This window comes from Halobacteriovorax vibrionivorans (assembly GCF_003346865.1).
Classification (GTDB): Bacteria; Bdellovibrionota; Bacteriovoracia; order Bacteriovoracales; family Bacteriovoracaceae; genus Halobacteriovorax_A; species Halobacteriovorax_A vibrionivorans.
In genome coordinates this window covers 621971-637958 of the sequence record NZ_QDKL01000003.1, presented here as the reverse complement: position 1 = coordinate 637958, position 15988 = coordinate 621971, and the positions used below count along the sequence as shown (strand labels likewise).

General features: G+C 35.5%; 11 protein-coding genes. 6 read left to right on the top strand and 5 right to left on the bottom strand.

All coding sequences use genetic code 11. The features are described 5' to 3' along the window. Nucleotides 1-5 precede the first annotated feature (5 nt). Genes DAY19_RS13730 through DAY19_RS13715 form a run of 4 tightly spaced genes read right to left on the bottom strand, consistent with a single transcriptional unit; the run spans nt 6 to nt 2743 of the window. Nucleotides 6-818 (bottom strand): Phenylacetic acid catabolic protein, encoded by an 813-nt coding sequence (locus DAY19_RS13730; RefSeq protein ID WP_115363416.1) that lies wholly within the window; start codon nt 816-818, stop codon nt 6-8. Between the two features lie 28 nt (nt 819-846). After that, nucleotides 847-1635 carry an enoyl-CoA hydratase/isomerase family protein gene (locus DAY19_RS13725; RefSeq protein ID WP_115363414.1) on the bottom strand — a complete coding sequence of 263 codons (789 nt, stop codon included), beginning with the start codon at nt 1633-1635 and terminating at the stop codon, nt 847-849. A 2-nt stretch (nt 1636-1637) separates the two neighbouring features. Beyond that, entirely contained in the window at nt 1638-2417 is a 780-nt protein-coding gene (locus DAY19_RS13720) for an enoyl-CoA hydratase-related protein (RefSeq protein WP_115363412.1), read from the bottom strand. Between the two features lie 14 nt (nt 2418-2431). Further along, the gene (locus DAY19_RS13715) at nt 2432-2743 is read right to left on the bottom strand and encodes an EthD family reductase (protein ID WP_115363410.1); all 312 of its coding nucleotides are present in this window, start codon (nt 2741-2743) and stop codon (nt 2432-2434) included. A gap of 285 nt (nt 2744-3028) precedes the next feature. Between DAY19_RS13715 and DAY19_RS13710 the strand changes: the two genes are divergently transcribed. Further along, the gene (locus tag DAY19_RS13710) at nt 3029-3394 is read left to right on the top strand and encodes a hypothetical protein (RefSeq protein WP_115363408.1); all 366 of its coding nucleotides are present in this window, start codon (nt 3029-3031) and stop codon (nt 3392-3394) included. 7 nt (nt 3395-3401) lie between these two features. Here DAY19_RS13710 and hppD read toward each other — a convergent pair whose 3' ends face one another. Beyond that, nucleotides 3402-4475 (bottom strand): 4-hydroxyphenylpyruvate dioxygenase, encoded by a 1074-nt coding sequence (gene hppD, locus DAY19_RS13705; RefSeq protein ID WP_158536916.1) that lies wholly within the window; start codon nt 4473-4475, stop codon nt 3402-3404. 102 nt (nt 4476-4577) lie between these two features. On the opposite strand from hppD, the gene DAY19_RS13700 reads away from it, so the two are divergent. From DAY19_RS13700 to DAY19_RS13680, 5 genes are all read left to right on the top strand, one after another. Further along, nucleotides 4578-5093 carry an energy transducer TonB gene (locus tag DAY19_RS13700; RefSeq protein ID WP_158536915.1) on the top strand — a complete coding sequence of 172 codons (516 nt, stop codon included), beginning with the start codon at nt 4578-4580 and terminating at the stop codon, nt 5091-5093. Between the two features lie 83 nt (nt 5094-5176). Next, nucleotides 5177-8605, top strand: coding sequence for a thiamine pyrophosphate-dependent enzyme (locus DAY19_RS13695; RefSeq protein WP_115363403.1), 3429 nt, complete (start codon nt 5177-5179; stop codon nt 8603-8605). Continuing rightward, entirely contained in the window at nt 8602-9939 is a 1338-nt protein-coding gene (locus DAY19_RS13690; protein ID WP_115363401.1) for an NUDIX domain-containing protein, read from the top strand. Before DAY19_RS13695 ends, DAY19_RS13690 begins: the two co-directional genes overlap by 4 nt. Nucleotides 9940-10195: 256 nt before the next feature. Next, the gene (locus tag DAY19_RS13685; RefSeq protein WP_115363399.1) at nt 10196-13045 is read left to right on the top strand and encodes a hypothetical protein; all 2850 of its coding nucleotides are present in this window, start codon (nt 10196-10198) and stop codon (nt 13043-13045) included. A gap of 320 nt (nt 13046-13365) precedes the next feature. After that, nucleotides 13366-15930, top strand: a complete 2565-nt coding sequence (locus tag DAY19_RS13680) for a hypothetical protein (protein WP_133296979.1) — start codon at nt 13366-13368, stop codon at nt 15928-15930. Nucleotides 15931-15988 lie beyond the last annotated feature (58 nt).

The window sequence follows — 15988 nt, the reverse complement described above, 5'->3', positions numbered from 1 at the left end:
TAAGCTTATTGCCTTTGAGGCTGTTCTTCTTCCTTATACTCAGGAAGAACTAGACCAGCTTCTTTACATAATTTTTCTACTTCATCGACAAAAACGTCGCGAACAACAGCATTTGTTCTCTTTTTAAGACCTAACTTAACGTAGAGATCATTTGAGCGTCCCTTAGTTGAACCAAATACATTCATAACTCTTGGCCACCATACGTTTAATCTTTCTTGAAGGAATTCTTTGTTATCACCTTCAGCTAGAATCTTGATCCACTTGTCACCGTGTGCAAGGTGCATGATCTCTTCTTTATAGATTCCTTCAATTCCTTTTTTCCACGGTAGGTAGCTTGAATCAAGAGTATCTTCTAGTTGGTGACCTGCAGCTCTATCCATTAAGAAGTTAAATAGAATAAAGTCTTCCCAGTAATTAATACCGTAGTAGAAGATATTAACTCGGTAATCTTTTTTCATTCTTTGAAAACCTATCTGAGCTAGATCTTCTTCCATTTTAAAACCTAGTTCTGATTCTTGAATGTGAGTATCAACATCTTCACCTAGACCTTTAAGTAGACGGTAGCAAACTGAAGCGTGTCTCATTTCATCTTTTACAATTTGAGCAACAACAACCTTTTCTTGCATTGTTGGAGCTTTTTCAATCCATGGTGCATAACCAAGAGCACCTGAATACTCAGAATCATGTTGCATCCAAAGTAGATTTCTTAATGCTTTCTTATATAGGGGAGGAAGTTCATCACCCTTATCAAATTTCTTTCCATTTTTAATGTCTTCAAAAAGTTGAAGTTCTTCTTGAGTGTATTCTCTTGCTGCCATATGGCCTCCTTATTATTAATTCGTCTTTTTATTTACCTAAAAATTTTGCTTGTCTCTTTTCAAAGAAGGCATTTAATCCTTCTTTATAATCTTCACTATTTCCTAGAAATCTTTGATAAGAAGTTTCTCGATCCATTGATTCTTGAAATGTTGAGTCTGTGGCCACTTTAATATTCTCTTTAATCGCTTTTAGCGATAAAGGGGCCATGGCATTAATTTGATCGGCCCACTTCTTAGCATCTTCAAATGCTTCTTCACTAACCTTATTGATTAGACCAGCTCTCTCCATTTCTTCTGAAAGTAGTGGTTGATTGAAGAGGAAGAATTCCATGGCCTTCTTTTGACCTAAAGCTCTTGTAAATGTGAACGTTGATCCTGCATCTGGACAAAGACCTAGTTTTGAAAATCCAGAGACAAATTTGATACCTGGTTTTGCAATAACAAGATCACAAGCTAAGGCCACAGATACACCCGCACCAGCAACAACACCTTCAATTGCTGCAATAACGAGTTTTTTAGAGTTAGAAATTGCATTTACAAGTGGATTCCATTCTGTTTCTAAGGTAACACCTAAATCAACAGGCTTTTCTCCTGCTTGAACAGTTCGATCATTTAAGTCTTGTCCTGTACAGAAGCCTTTTCCTTTCGATGCTAGAATGAGACATCCAACCTCATCGTCTCTATTTAGAGTTCTTATGGCCTGAATGATTTCTAACTTTGCTTCCTTAGAGAGAGCGCCATAAACTTCTTCACGATCAATAGTGATAATTCCAGTAAATGACTTCTTTTCTACTATAATGTTTTTATATTCACTCATGATTAATTACCTTTATATTCTGGGTCGCGTTTTTCTAAGAATGCTCGCATACCTTCTTTTTGATCACTACTTGAAAAAGTAAGATAGAAGTTACGACGTTCAAAGTCGACACCGTCACTTAGGCTCATTTCAAAGGCCTTGTTAACAGACTCTTTAATAAGCTTAATTGCAACAGGGGCCTTGTTTGCGATATTCTTTGCTGTCTCATATGTTTCTTGCATTAGTGTCGTACTAGGTACAACTTTGGCAACGAGTCCCCAGTCAAGTGCTTGCTTGGCCTCAATCATCTCTCCAGTCATTGCAAGCATCATGGCCTTTGATTTTCCAATGGCGCGAGTAAGGCGTTGAGTTCCACCAGCTCCTGGAGTTGTTCCAATCTTAATTTCTGGTTGGCCAAACTTTGCGCTGTCACCGGCAATGATAAAGTCACAATGCATGGCCAATTCACATCCACCACCAAGGGCGTAACCATTTACGGCCGCAATAATTGGCTTTGTAATTTGAGCAAGTTGTTGCCATGAGCGGAAGCGATTATTATTGATTTGATCAATTGGTGTTGCTTCAACCATTTGTGCAATGTCTGCTCCAGCAGCAAAAGCTCGATCGTTACCTGTTAGAATAATGACTCTGACTTCAGGGTTGTCATCCAGTTCAAAAAGCTTGTCTACTAACTCTCGCATTAAGTCTGTAGAGAGGGCATTTAGAACTTTTGGGCGATTAAGTTTCACAAGGGCAATATGCTTGTGATCGTTATATGGAAATTCACATAAAATATTACTCATTGAGTTTTCCTTAATTAAAGTGAGATCACTTCTTCTTTAGCAAAGTGAACAGAAACAATTTCCTTTGCGAAATTGAATAAGTCTTTTCCACAGGCCATATTCTCTTCTGAGCTCATTCCTGTTTTAAAATCATCTTTATTTTCAAATACCAATTCTGCAATAACATGAAGGTCACTTGCTCCACGTGGTGTACCTGTAATGCGATTGAGACGGATTTCTTTGAGGCTTGGAACTTTCTTAACTAGGGGAGTATGAACTTCTGAGTAGTGCTTTTCCCAAGCATCAATATCATTTGGTATTTTATAAATAGCGATTAACTTATACATAAGCGTCCTTTCTTCATGAGTGTCAAAATTTTAGTTAAATAAAGCAATATTGTAGGAATAGAAGACCCTTTTTGAATAGGCTTGTTGAGTCATTTCTTGACGTGTTTTCAATGATTTAGACAGTAGAATAATTAGATATTAGGATAAACTAATATCAGAGATGAGATTTTTATAACGCACGGTGAAATTTGTTCAAAATAACCCTTTGCGTTGCTGATTTAGTTTATATTCTTCACAGTTAATAAATTATGAAACAAATGATTATGCCTTAGGGCGGAGTAAAATATGAAAAACTTAATGAGAGCAATATTCGCAATTTTACTTGTTAAAGCAGCACTAGCAACTTGTGTTGCACCTAGAGATCTACAAGTATATGTAGTTGAGTCATTCCTTCCATTTCACAACACTCACGTTGTTGTTAGTATGGATCGTGAAGATTTAATTATTTCAAAAGATGTTGTTTGTACTAATTTTGAATTTGATTGTGCAGACAAGTCTGATTACGAAGTTTTAGAAAGCTTTGTTCAGGAACTAATCCAGATTCGTAAGGTTGCTTATGAGTCTTGGCAAGATATAACAGTAGACAAGAAATGCTTTGTTCCTACATCTGTAAGAAAGCAAAGCATTTCAGATTGTCTTAAAAGAATTTAATTATTTCTTAGTCCAGGTATCCTCTTGCGATTTGATCCCTTTCAATAGCATCAAAGAGGGCCTGGAAGTTTCCTTCACCAAAACCATTGTGATTCTTTCTTTGAATAAATTCAAAAAATAGTGGGCCAACATAAGTTTGAGTAAAGTTTTGGATGAGGTAGCCTTCCTCATCACCATCTACAAGTAATTGACGATCTTCAAGCTCGCTTAGATCTTCAGTTACAGTGAAGTTTCTTTTTGGAATATCTTCATAGTATGTATGAGGAATATCTAGGAACTTAATATCTCTTTGTCTTAAATCTTTTACTGTTGAAAGAATATCACCACAAGTTAGAGCAATGTGTTGAACACCTGCTCCTTTATGTAGATCGAGGAACTCTTGAATTTGGTCTTTTCCACCAGCTTCTTTTGGCTCGTTAATTGGTATAATTACTTCACCTTTAGGTAGTTGGACAACTTCTGAGTTAAGCCCTGTTTTTGATCCTTTGATGTCAAAATAACGTGTTACCTTAAATCCATAAACACGGTCATAGAACTCAACCCATTTCTTCATTTCACCCTTTGGAACATTATTTGTTAGGTGATCAATTCTGGCCACTCTTGAAGCAAGAGGTTGGGCCTTTGGGTCTTCTTCTAGTTTTTTGAAGTCTGGACGAAAGTAAGCTTTTGGTCTTTCTATAAATTCATTGGCGACATCTCCGAAGCCTTTGATTCTGGCACTCTTATAAACACCGTGTTCACTTTCTGTTGTGATTACTTCTTGTAGGGATTCAGCACCACGCTCAAGTGCTGTCTTGTATGCATATTCACAATCTTCAACTAAGAAAGAAATTGTCGAAACACCTTCACCATGAGCATTTAAATACTCTCTTGCGTGTCCAGATTCGTTTGCTGTTAAAAGGAATCGAACTTGGCCTTGAGAGAACAGCTCCTTTTTTTCTTCTTGGTTTTCATATGTTTTAGAAAAACCAAAAGTATAGAATAGGTCCTTAGTCTTAGTTTCTAGTGAGTCACATGTGAACTCGAGGTGATCAATTGCTAAAACCCCTAATGGATTTTCTGGAGAGATTTTTGAACTCATAAAACTTTCCTTGCTGTATAATTTAATATTGTTGATTCTCTTAATATGGAGCAGATAGTAACGACTTTTCCCATATGGTGCAAGATGCATTATGATAGGCCTATGAAACATCGATTTTGGTTCTTCTTTTTTGCAATAAGTCTTTTGGTGCATGCTGTTATTTTCTTCACAAATCTACGTGAAGGTAGAAAGCAGATGCAGCGAGAGCGTATGGGGATTGATATTCAGATTAAGGCCCACTCAATAAAAAAAGAAGAGTTTAAGGAACCTGTAGAAAAAGATAAACAAAATCAAAAGAAAATTGTCGAAGAAAAGTTATATAAGAAATCTCAAAAGAGACAACAAGAAGTGGTTACAGCTAAGACTTTTGATAATCAAATTCTACAATTTGTTGCTCCTTTATACCCTCGAAGTGCAAGACGTATTGGCGCAAGTGGCATTGTAGAGGTCCTGATAAAGGTTAATCCAAGTGGGAAGGTCGAGTCAGTAGAGCTTGTTAAAGGTGCCAGTTATGACGCATTTAATACTGCTGTTTTAAAAGTGGCATCTAACTGGAAGTTTAAGCCTCAGAAACTTACCACGACATTTAAGAAGAAGATTGTGTTTACAATCGATTAAAAATTATAAAAAGTGACGCGCTGGTACGTCAAAAAACACGATTAAATCACTATACTCATTTCTCAATTAAATTTAGAGGACATATGGCAGAATATCGAATTCTTAACGGGAATGAATTAATCATTCAAGGTGCACTTGAAGCAGGCTTTAACCTATATACTGGTTATCCAGGATCACCTTTAGCAGATTACTTTAATATCTTATATAAGAAGAAAAATGAGATGCATGAAAAAGGCATTCGTGTAGTTATTGCAAACTCTGAAGCAAATGCAGCGGCCATGGCAAGTGGTGTAAAGCAAGCAGGTCGAGACTGTTTAGTTGCAATGAAGTCGATGGGGCTACATGTGGCAAGTGATGCTCTTAGTGTTGGTAACTTTGCTAATCCTGCTAGACCAGAAATAATAGATGGCCGTGAAATTTATCCGGCAACTGTCATTTGTGTTGGTGATGACCCATGGTCAATGTCAACTTCAACAGCTGCTGATTCAAGATATTTATTTAAGCATCTACATATGTCATTTCTTGAACCTTCAAATCCAACAGAGTTGAAGGATTGGATCGCCAAAGCAAAAGAGATCTCATCAAAAACGAGTCTCTATCAAGGACTTCTATTAAGCACTTTCTTAGCTGAAGGTGGAGGACGAGTTGAGTGTTTTGAGGAAGCAAAGATTGATGGTGAGTTAATTGACGTTGATCCTTCAACATTTGATCTACAAAAAAACGTTATGGTTCCACCAAACTCTCTATTTGCAGATATTTCTATGATCAAAGAACGCTTTCCAAAAGTGAAAGAAGTTCTAAAAGAAATGAAACTTGATGCAAGGTTTGGAAATGAGAATTCAAAAATTGGATTTATCTCAAGCGGTGTTATTTTTGAAACCTTAAAGCAGTGCTTAGAAGAAGGGGATTATCTAGAACACTTCTCTTTATATAAAGTCGCTTCTTCTTTTCCTCTTGTGGATGATTTATTAATTCCTTATTTAAAAGGATTAAAAAAACTTGTTGTGGTGGAAGAAAAACGAGGATTCTTAGAAGGTGAAGTACGATCGCTTTGTCAAAAACACGGTATTGAAATTGAGATCGTAGGTAAGGAGTTTGGGGAAAATGAGGGCTTTCCTGCTTATGGAGGTTTAAGTTTTGAAATCATCAGTGAGAAACTAGAGGCCCTTAAGGACTTTCTTGAAATTGGGCAATGTAAAAGCCTAGCATTTGAAGAACGTAACTTTGGTGAAATCTTACCGAAGAGACTTCCTACTTTTTGTCCAGGATGTCCTCATAGAGAAACTCTCTCATTATTAAAAGACTTACGTCGTTGGCTAAAGGCTCAAGATATTGATCTCATTACTCACGGTGATGTAGGTTGTTATTCTTTATCATTTCTACCTCCGTTTGGAGAAATGCATAATCTTTCGGCCATGGGACAAGGTGGCGCCCTCGGTGCTGGTATGGACTTATTTACTAAGAATCCATCAGTAGTCCTTATGGGAGATTCGACTTTCTTCCATTCTGGGATAACAGATATTTCAAATTCAGTACAAGCTGATCACGATATAACTTATATACTTCTTGATAATGACAATACAGCAATGACAGGGCACCAGATGACCCCTGCATCACAAATTAATGTAGAAGGTAGCAAGAGACCTAAACAAGATATGCTTAATATTGTTCAAAATTTAGGAGTAAAGACTGCTAAAGAAGTTCATCCAAGTGATCGTTATTTTTATAAGAATCTCATGCGAGATTTTGTGACACAAAAAGGTGTTAAGGTCATTATTTCTAATAAAGAGTGTTCTCTTACATATCAGGCCAAGGTTAGGGCCAGTGAAAGAAATACGATGAAAAATAGTGGAGTATTAAAAGAGAAGACTTTCTATCAAATTAATACTTCTGCATGTGAAGATTGTCGTGTTTGTATTGAAGAAACAGGATGTCCTGGCCTGACACAAGTATTTGATGCCTATGGGACAAAGATGGGAATTGACCCTACAATTTGCGTAGCAGATAGCTATTGTACTAAGTTTAAGGTCTGTCCAAGTTTTGAGAAAGTAACAGTTAAAAACTTTCATCCTACAAAGTATCGTCCAAGTGACTTTTCACATTTAGATTTTGATTTAAAAGATGTTGAGACAAAGAAAACTTTTGACGATATTGCTCAAGGTGATACTTGGCGTATGGTCGTCACAGGAGTCGGTGGATCAGGAATTACAACCATATCTAAAATTATTGCAAACGCAAGTATTAAGATGGCAGGCCGTGACGATCTGGACTTCAAGTTTATGGATCAAAAGGGTCTTGCTCAAAGAAATGGGAATGTGACGGGTCATATGTCGATATGTCATAAAACAAAGTCAATGGGGGCCGTAACTCCTCGAGGAGCTTCTGATGTACTTTTAAGTCCAGACCTACTTGATGGAATTGGACAATTAGGCTTCCTTCATAGTGAAAACGGTGTTGCTGTTTTTGATGACTCTTATCAAGTTCCACTCTCTATTATGTTAGATAAAGGACTATCTGAAGAAAGTCTTACAAAACAAAAACTTATTGAGAAAGTTAAGTCTCGTAATGATGAGAGAATCATTATGGTTCCACTTAAGAAGTGGTGTAATCTATTCTTTGGAAAAGCTGTCTATGCTTCAAGTATGATTTTAGGTTACGCTTATCAATTGGGACTTGTTCCTTTTAGTGACCAAGACTTATTGGACGCTCTTGGAAACTCAATTAAGAAAAGTGAAGTCGATAATAATATTGCAGCTTTTAGACTTGGACAAGAAATGGCATCTCTAGGTGTCGAAGAGTTTGAAAGAAAGCATAATGATTTAAAAGTTAAAGAAGAGACAACTCTGAATTTAGCTATTGAGTCTTTAAAAGATTCTCTTCTTCCATGGCATAATACAAATTATTTTATTTCTAAGTTTAAAGAAAACTTAGATAAAGCAATTGTTGATATTCCTTGGATGAAAAAAAGACATCTAATACAAATTCTACATGATCAATTTATTTATAATAGAGGAAAGGATACAACGGAATTTATATCAGGAGCTCGTGCCATCAGCACTATTGTAAGTGAAGAGAACCGTGTCTTAGCAACTCAAGTTCTAGCAAAAACATATTTTGTAAAAGATGAAGTTATGGTAGCTCACTTAATGCTTTCTCCTTTCTTAAAACAAATGGAGGACAAAACTTATGGTGCACTTGGTACAGGTATTGTAAAACAACGAATTAATCGTCCTTCATTTGATATTTTAAATAAGAAAATTGAATTTGATATCTCACCAAAAAATTGGCAATTAAAATTAATGCGACACTTTAGGGTGCTTAGAACTCTTCTTCCATCATGGCATCATAAGGAAAGAGCAATAGCTAAAACAACTCGTGACTTCTTATTTAATGGCCTACAAAAGGTCGATAATGAGTATCATGCTTTAAAGTTACTTGATAATATTAAAGGTTATCGAGATGTACGTTATGAAAAAGCGCAAAATGCATTTAATGAATTGGGAATAAATTGAAACAGTCAGTATCAGCTATATTTATTTGTGGTGAAAAAGTTCTCTTCATGAAGAGACAAAATTATCTAAGGGCCTTTCCTGGGTATACCTCTTTTCCTGGTGGTAAAGTTGATAAAGAAGATATTTTAGAAGGCGGGGATAATTATCTTGAATACGCTCTAAAAAGAGAAATCAAAGAAGAGTTAAATATTGACCTAGATGATCTCCAATTATCTGGGCATATTATTGATATCGCAAAATATTCACTGGCCGTAACACCTGACTTTAATCCACATCGCTTTGAAAATTATTATTTTAAGATCTTTATAAAAGATGAAGCCCATCTTGAGGATATTAAATTTGAATTCGATCAAGGTGAAATTGCATATACGAAATGGTTTAATTGCCACGAAGCTTTTGAATCATACAAGCAAGGGCAAATGCTTGTTGTCCCTCCAATGATTACAATTTTAGAAGACTTAGATCGAGATATAGCAAGCCTTGATTTTTTAGATGCAAATCTAAAATATGATTCAAAAAAGTGTGTTCCTATGATTGAGCCTCTCTTTGGTTTACGTCAATATATGCCACTTTCTAATACATTTCCTCCAGCAAATCGCACAAATTGTTTTGTTCTTGGTGATGACGGGCACAAGAAAATTATCATCGATCCTTCTCCTAAAAATAGTGATGAATATGAAAAACTTCTTAACTCTATTGGTGAACATGACATTTCAGAAGTCTTTCTAACTCATCATCATCCTGATCATCATGAATACAGCAGAAGACTGGCAAAAGAGCTCGGTATTTCATTTTCAATGTCTAAAGGAACTTATGATCATCTATTAGAAGACTTCGATAAAGATTACTTCAACGAGTTTGATGTTAAGTTTTATCAAGATGGTGATATCGTTGTTAAGTCTTGTGGGGTGGATGTGAAGTTGATTACAACTGGTGGTCATGCTTTTGGGCAAAGTTCTCTATACCGAGTCGATGGTGCTTGGATGATCGTTTCAGACCTTATCCAAACTGTTGGTACCGTAACAATTGGTGGTAAGGGCTCTTGTATGAGAGAGTATTTTCAATCCTTACAAAATGTTATCGATATAGATCCTCAAGTTATTATGCCTTCTCATGGTATTTGTCTTGGTGGAACTCTTAAGATAAAGAAGACACTAGAGCATCGTTTAGAAAGAGAAGAGCAAGTAAGGAAATGTGTTAGTGAAGGCAAGGAAATCGAAGAGATTTTTAAGGAAATCTACCCTGATTTACCAGAGCGTCTTAAGTCATATGCCATGGCAACAATTACTTCTCATCTGGAAAAGCTAAGGGACTTTGGCCCTGGAATTTGTTAATTGTGTCTATTTATTGGCAGAAAATAATGTCCAAATTTTGATGACTATTTCTTAGACTGATTATCGAAACTCAATAATTTTAGCGTGTTATTGGGTATAAAAAAATTATCTTTAAGATAATGGCCTGAATTCATTTATTCCACCTCAATTTCAAGTGAAAATAATAGTAGGGAGAAACTTACTGTAGTGATCAGTTACTCAAGAAATCTTAATAAATAACCGATAAATTAAGAAGAGTTATATTGTGAGGAAGGAAATGAGAGCTTTAAATTCAATATTGATTTTGATCTTTGCCACTCAGACAACATTTGCGAATGATATTCGTTTAGATTCGTCTCAAGTCGTGCAAGCATCTCCGGCCAGTCTTGATGGTGCTGCGGGGAATAATTCACTAGAAGCTAGCGCCTCTCGAGCTCAGCAGGGGATGATTGAATATAAAGCTCAAGAGTACAATGCTATGAGTGAATTTGATAAGCCAGATAACTCAATTCTTTCTATAACTGAATTTAGTGATTCAGAATCAGTTGACCAGTACTTAATGAGTCCTGCATATAATACTGATTTTTCTTATAGTAGAGATATAAACCTAGAATATAGTAATGAACCTAAAATAAATATCTATAGTCCAAAGTTTGATTTTAATTATCGATTCGATGACGATTCATCGCAGCCGTGTGGTTCTTTAGATGGATTTTCTTCTAATGAAAGTATATTTAAGAGTTTTCTAAGCTGGGGACGTGACTACCAAGTCTTTTCGTCTGTATGTAAGGATTATCTTGAAGAATTTGATTCTTCAGAGGGCCTAACAACTAAATTAAATTCTCAAAGCTATTGTGGCTGTGTCGGTGACTTAGCATCAGAAGAAAGTCACGCAGATTTATCAGATGATGATGTTTTAAATGATTTTCAAAAAAGCTTTTATCAAAATATTATTGCTAATCGAGTAACTGACTTCCTTCAGACATTAAGAAAGAATGCGCACCGATATCAGGATTTAGATAAAGCTGAAGATCTATACAATTTTGAAGCAGGTGACTTTGGATGTACTGAAGATGATATTGATACGATGGCCAAAGAGCTTAATCAGTGTTTTGAGGGGCCTGCAGCAGATCTAATTGATGAGAAGAATGGATTAAAAGATGAAATCTTAATCTTCAGTAGTAAAGCTAATAATAGAATTTCCCAAATCTTTAATAAAGCAAATGAAGAAATTAAAGACTTTAGAGATGATTCTGTTGACCAGAACTCTAGTAACAAAGGGGACGATGATGAGCGTATTAAGCGTGAAGCTCAAAAGTTCTCTGATTTAATTATTGTAGGTTTTGCTAAAAATAATGATGGTACAGGAAGATTTCCTGATGAGTATTTAAGTCAAGTAAGAGACTTCTTAAATAGGAGTCCTCTTTTAAGGCAAGGGTTCCAAGCTCACAAGCAGCGTTATGTGGATATGTATAATATCAAAAAGCGCACAGATCTGAGAAGTCAAGGGATTGCTATGTCTCCTGTTGAAAAAACTGTTTTTGATATAACTGATCAACAAGAAAAGAGTTTCGCTGGTATGTTTGCTCTACTTTTATTCGATAAAACGATGATGAGTTTGGGGAACAGACCTGAGTTTAAGAACAATACAAATTATAAAAATGACATCATTGAAGGCATCACTCAAGGAAACCCTGAAACATTTGCAAGTATAAGAACTTCGATGGCAGATTATTTAGCGTCTAGTTATGAGGAAAATATGGGCTCTTGTTCTCAAAAGATACAAAAGCTAAAAGAGTCTTGTGATCCTGCTAATGCAAAGCAAGTAATGACAAATGTTAGTGCTCAAGAGTTTATCGATGCAAATAGTGAATTAGATAATGATTCAAGTGTTAAAAATTCTAAACTATATTGTGAAGTACTAAATCGTGATTTAATTGATACGAAAGTAGCAAACTCTAGAGCTGGAGAGATTGAAACATTAACACCACAGCAAGTTTATGCTGAAGTTAAAGAATCTGAAAAACAAAAAGTTTTCTCAGATAGCCCAGACTCTACAGATACTGCTTCTGGAACTGAAACAATTGTTAATACAACAGGACGTGGAGATCAGATACTTGATAATAGTGGACCAGAAATCGATGATGCTGTTGCAACTTCAACGAGCACTCAAACCACTACTGAAGAAGACTACAATTTCTCTGAAGCAGCGAACTTATTAGATAATATGAACTCGTCTAATAATATTCCAGATTCAAACGTGATTGATGGTAATACAATGCAAGCAATTGTATCAAACCCAAATACATCAGTTGAAGAGATTGAGTCAGTTAAAGATCGTATTGAAAGAGAAGCACAAAATATTGAAGAAGAGCTAGAAAAGAGTGAAGAGTCAGTATCTGCTGCTCAAGTTGATGAAAATAACGCTCTTAAAAAAGAGTTAGATGCCCTTAGGGCACAGATCTCTGAGCTAAACTCTGCAATTGCAAGTCGTGATAAGAAATCAGAAGAAGAAAATGAAGATAGTCTAAACGAAGAAGAAAAAGTTGTAGAAAAACCTCAGCCTACTTCAAATAACTTTGCTGGTTTTGGATCGGGGAATAATGTACGTAGAGACAATGCTTTTGCTCCACAACAAGCGAGCCGTGCCACAACTGGTAGTGCCGCTGTTCCAACTGCTCCGGCAGCGACATCATCATCTTCATTCTCTTCGGCCGGACAAGGACTTTCTGCAATAAATAAATTAGGTGCAACTGGAGGCCTAGGATTATCTGGAAACTCTGGATCTTCTAGAGCTGTTAGCGGTACTGTTTCTAATTCAAATATAGCTAAAAGCGATCAAAGACTTGTTGCAGAGGCAATTTCAAATGGAAGCACTAGCGTTGTTCTAACAGATGGACGCGTATACTATATTGGTCAAGATGAAGAAGGAAACGTTATTCTATCTGAGACAGCCGAAGAGGTGATGGCCGGTGTAATGGGGCCAGAACAAGAGGGTCCACAATTACCAAAGCCTAAGGCTGAAGATGGGCCTAAGCGAGAAATTGCATCAGAAAAAGATGAGACAGCAGCACAAGAAGAAAGTATTTATTCTAAATTTTTAGATGCTGCAGAAATATCAGAGTAGTAAAAACTTAATATATTTATAATATATATTGGCCATCTTAGGATGGCCTTTTTTTATATTTATTTTAAACATATTCCACACTTTATTGGCGCAAAGAGTTTTTATTCATTAAATGCCATTTATTTTTTATTTCATCTTTGTAAATCAAATTTTAGGTACTTATGTATTAAAGAAGTTTTCTCTGTAAACTATATATGTAGCTATAGTCGTTCTTTGAGATAATAAAATCCTCGAGATGACCTCTATCAATAGATTTTGGTCACTTTAGGAATCAGTTGAACTATCCGATGGATAAAACAGATCAAGTATCTAGGAATAAAATGAAATTTAAAACGACTATTATTACTCTATTCTTTTTTCATCAATCAGTTTACTCAGCTTCCTCTAGTTTATTTGCTTTAACAACACAAGGGGGAAGTCTTAATAGTCGTGACCTTCAACAGCAGATTGAACATTATCAAAATGTATTTGATCACTCGAGAAGATCTCAATCAATAGACTATAATAATCCTACCAGCAATATGAGTGAACTCCCTCCGTCAGTATTATCAAAGTCAATATTTTCAAATAGTGGCGACTGTTTTGGAAGTGTTGTTCCACAACAGACACCATTGAATGTTGTGACTGACTTAGAAGATGATCTCAAAGATCGAGCCTATGCCTGTCGTTATGATCTGTATAGTTTTGATACTGAAAAACCAAACGAAAAAAAGATTAATGTCGATCAATATTGTCGCTGTGTCGATAAAGTCGCAGCAACTTCACCTGAGAAGTTTGTTATACCTGATAATTCTTTTGAAGCCTTTAAAAGTAAGTCCTATAACAGTATTATGGCAAATAGAGTTTATGACCTTTTTAATTTAATAGAGTCCAATGCCTTTAGTTTTAATAAATACAAGGAACAATATCATATCAATAATGGAGCTTCTCCAGACTTTTCTTGTACAGAATCAGATATTGATAAAATAAGTGAAAAAATTAAGGGATGCTTTAATGCAGATGTTAAAAATGCCTTAGATGAAAAATTTGAATTATCATTTAGTGCAAAAGGTTCTAGAGACGGTGATGGCAATCTAAAAGATGCAAAGACTCGCTTAACACATATTTTTGATAATGCTACTGACAGAGTAAATGAGTTTTACGGTAGTGATAATAGGAGAGTATCAGATTCTTCACAAATTATTGATCTTGTGTATAACGAATTTAATAAAGAAAGTCATGGCGTTGATAAATTTAGCGATGAGTATCTTGGAAGAGTTAAAAAGTTTATTGAATCAAACGAACTATTTCGACACGAATATTATGGCCATCGTCAAAAGGCGATTGCTGAAGCGGATGAAGATAATCGTATTCGCTATTACCAAACAAGAGGTAACGAAGGTACACTGAATTATAAAGAACGTATTTTTTCGACAAAAGATGAAAATGATTTCATCATAAGTTATTTAACAACTCTAAATATTAATTTCCTTAAAAATGTAGTGAATAATTTCGATGATCTTGAAGAGGTTTCAAATTTTCTAAATGACCTTGATAAGTCAGAAGACTTGACTGTAAAAAGAAAGGCCAACTCAATTTTTTGGAAAACAATTCATAACTCTAATAAAGAACTTGTTGATGAGTGTAAAGATAGAATTGAAGCACTAGAATATGCCTGTAACCCAGCTAATACAGATGAGGTTATGGAAGGTATTACGGCCGTGGAATTTTCTAAGTCCAATGAAAACTTTGGTGGGCAAGATATCTTTTCTGCTAAGTATTATTGTGGTTCAGTCGGAACAGCAATTGATACAAAAGTTGCTTCTAGTTATGGAAAAGTCTATCGTTCAACTGCCGATACAAGTACAATTTTTAACGATATAAAAACATCTTATTCAAATGAAATTGCAAGCTTTAGTGAATCTGGAACAAAGAATAAATCGTCATTAGTTGACTCTTCATTTACAACAAATAAACAACCTATTTCTGAAGAAATAACAGATAATACTTTTGATCAAAGTGCTGAGTATTTATCTAAAAACTTGGAACAAAGAGAAAACTTACCAAATCAAATGGATGGGCAAAATCTAGCATCATCTATAGTTCAAAATAATTCTATTAAATCGTCTCGTGATGAAACTTACTCCGACAATAAAGATGAGATTAGTGATGTTATAATTGATCAGGATGAGAAAATCACGAGTGATTCTACTGATAAATTAAGGGATACCGAAAATAGTCTAAGAAAGCAGATTTCTGAATTACAAAATCAAGTCGCTGAATTTACAAAAAATGTTAATAATAGTGAAAAATCGCAACGTGATAAACCTTCGAATACAAAGAAAGCTGCTACTGCCTCAAGTGAATTAGAGAATCCATTTAATAGAAGCTCTAATAATATTAGTAGAAGCAGTGGAGCAATAACTCCTTCTGTATCTAATATTGCCCCAGGTCCTCCAGCCACTGCTTCTAGTAGGTCAGCTTCTTCTGGTAGTTTCTCATCTTCAACCTCATCTGGAACTGCATCTATCGTTAATAATGGAGGAATGAAGCTCGTAGCAAACTCAAATAATACCCAAACAATTAAACTCGATGATAATGTCATCAATTCTCAAGATAGAAAGTTAGTAAAAGAAGCGCTTCAAAGCGGAAGTAATATCGTTGTATTGGCAAATGGCGTTACTTATTTCATTGAGCATGATGAAAACGGAAATGTAATCCTGTCTGAGTCTTCTGAAGAACTGGAGGCCATAGCATTTAGTTCATTTGTTGGCCCGCGTCTTCCAATGCAAGCTAATGAGATCAAGCAAGTGGCCGGTCGCAGTATTGCGTCTGAAGTTATTGAAAAAACAGATGAGGATAGTATTTATATGAAGTTTCTTAACGCTGCTGAGGCCATAGAGTAATATTAAAGACCTTCCTTACATCTTCTTGAATTTTGTGATGCATCATAACGTGCCTTGC

What these genes read in the sequence shown, in the direction of transcription:
- DAY19_RS13720 (WP_115363412.1), bottom strand. Translation starts at nt 2,417, where the DNA reads ATGAGTAATATTTTATGTGAATTTCCATATAACGATCACAAGCATATT.
- DAY19_RS13685 (WP_115363399.1), top strand. Translation starts at nt 10,196, where the DNA reads ATGAGAGCTTTAAATTCAATATTGATTTTGATCTTTGCCACTCAGACA.
- DAY19_RS13730 (WP_115363416.1), bottom strand. Translation starts at nt 818, where the DNA reads ATGGCAGCAAGAGAATACACTCAAGAAGAACTTCAACTTTTTGAAGAC.
- DAY19_RS13715 (WP_115363410.1), bottom strand. Translation starts at nt 2,743, where the DNA reads ATGTATAAGTTAATCGCTATTTATAAAATACCAAATGATATTGATGCT.
- hppD (WP_158536916.1), bottom strand. Translation starts at nt 4,475, where the DNA reads ATGAGTTCAAAAATCTCTCCAGAAAATCCATTAGGGGTTTTAGCAATT.
- DAY19_RS13700 (WP_158536915.1), top strand. Translation starts at nt 4,578, where the DNA reads ATGAAACATCGATTTTGGTTCTTCTTTTTTGCAATAAGTCTTTTGGTG.
- DAY19_RS13680 (WP_133296979.1), top strand. Translation starts at nt 13,366, where the DNA reads ATGAAATTTAAAACGACTATTATTACTCTATTCTTTTTTCATCAATCA.
- DAY19_RS13725 (WP_115363414.1), bottom strand. Translation starts at nt 1,635, where the DNA reads ATGAGTGAATATAAAAACATTATAGTAGAAAAGAAGTCATTTACTGGA.
- DAY19_RS13710 (WP_115363408.1), top strand. Translation starts at nt 3,029, where the DNA reads ATGAAAAACTTAATGAGAGCAATATTCGCAATTTTACTTGTTAAAGCA.
- DAY19_RS13695 (WP_115363403.1), top strand. Translation starts at nt 5,177, where the DNA reads ATGGCAGAATATCGAATTCTTAACGGGAATGAATTAATCATTCAAGGT.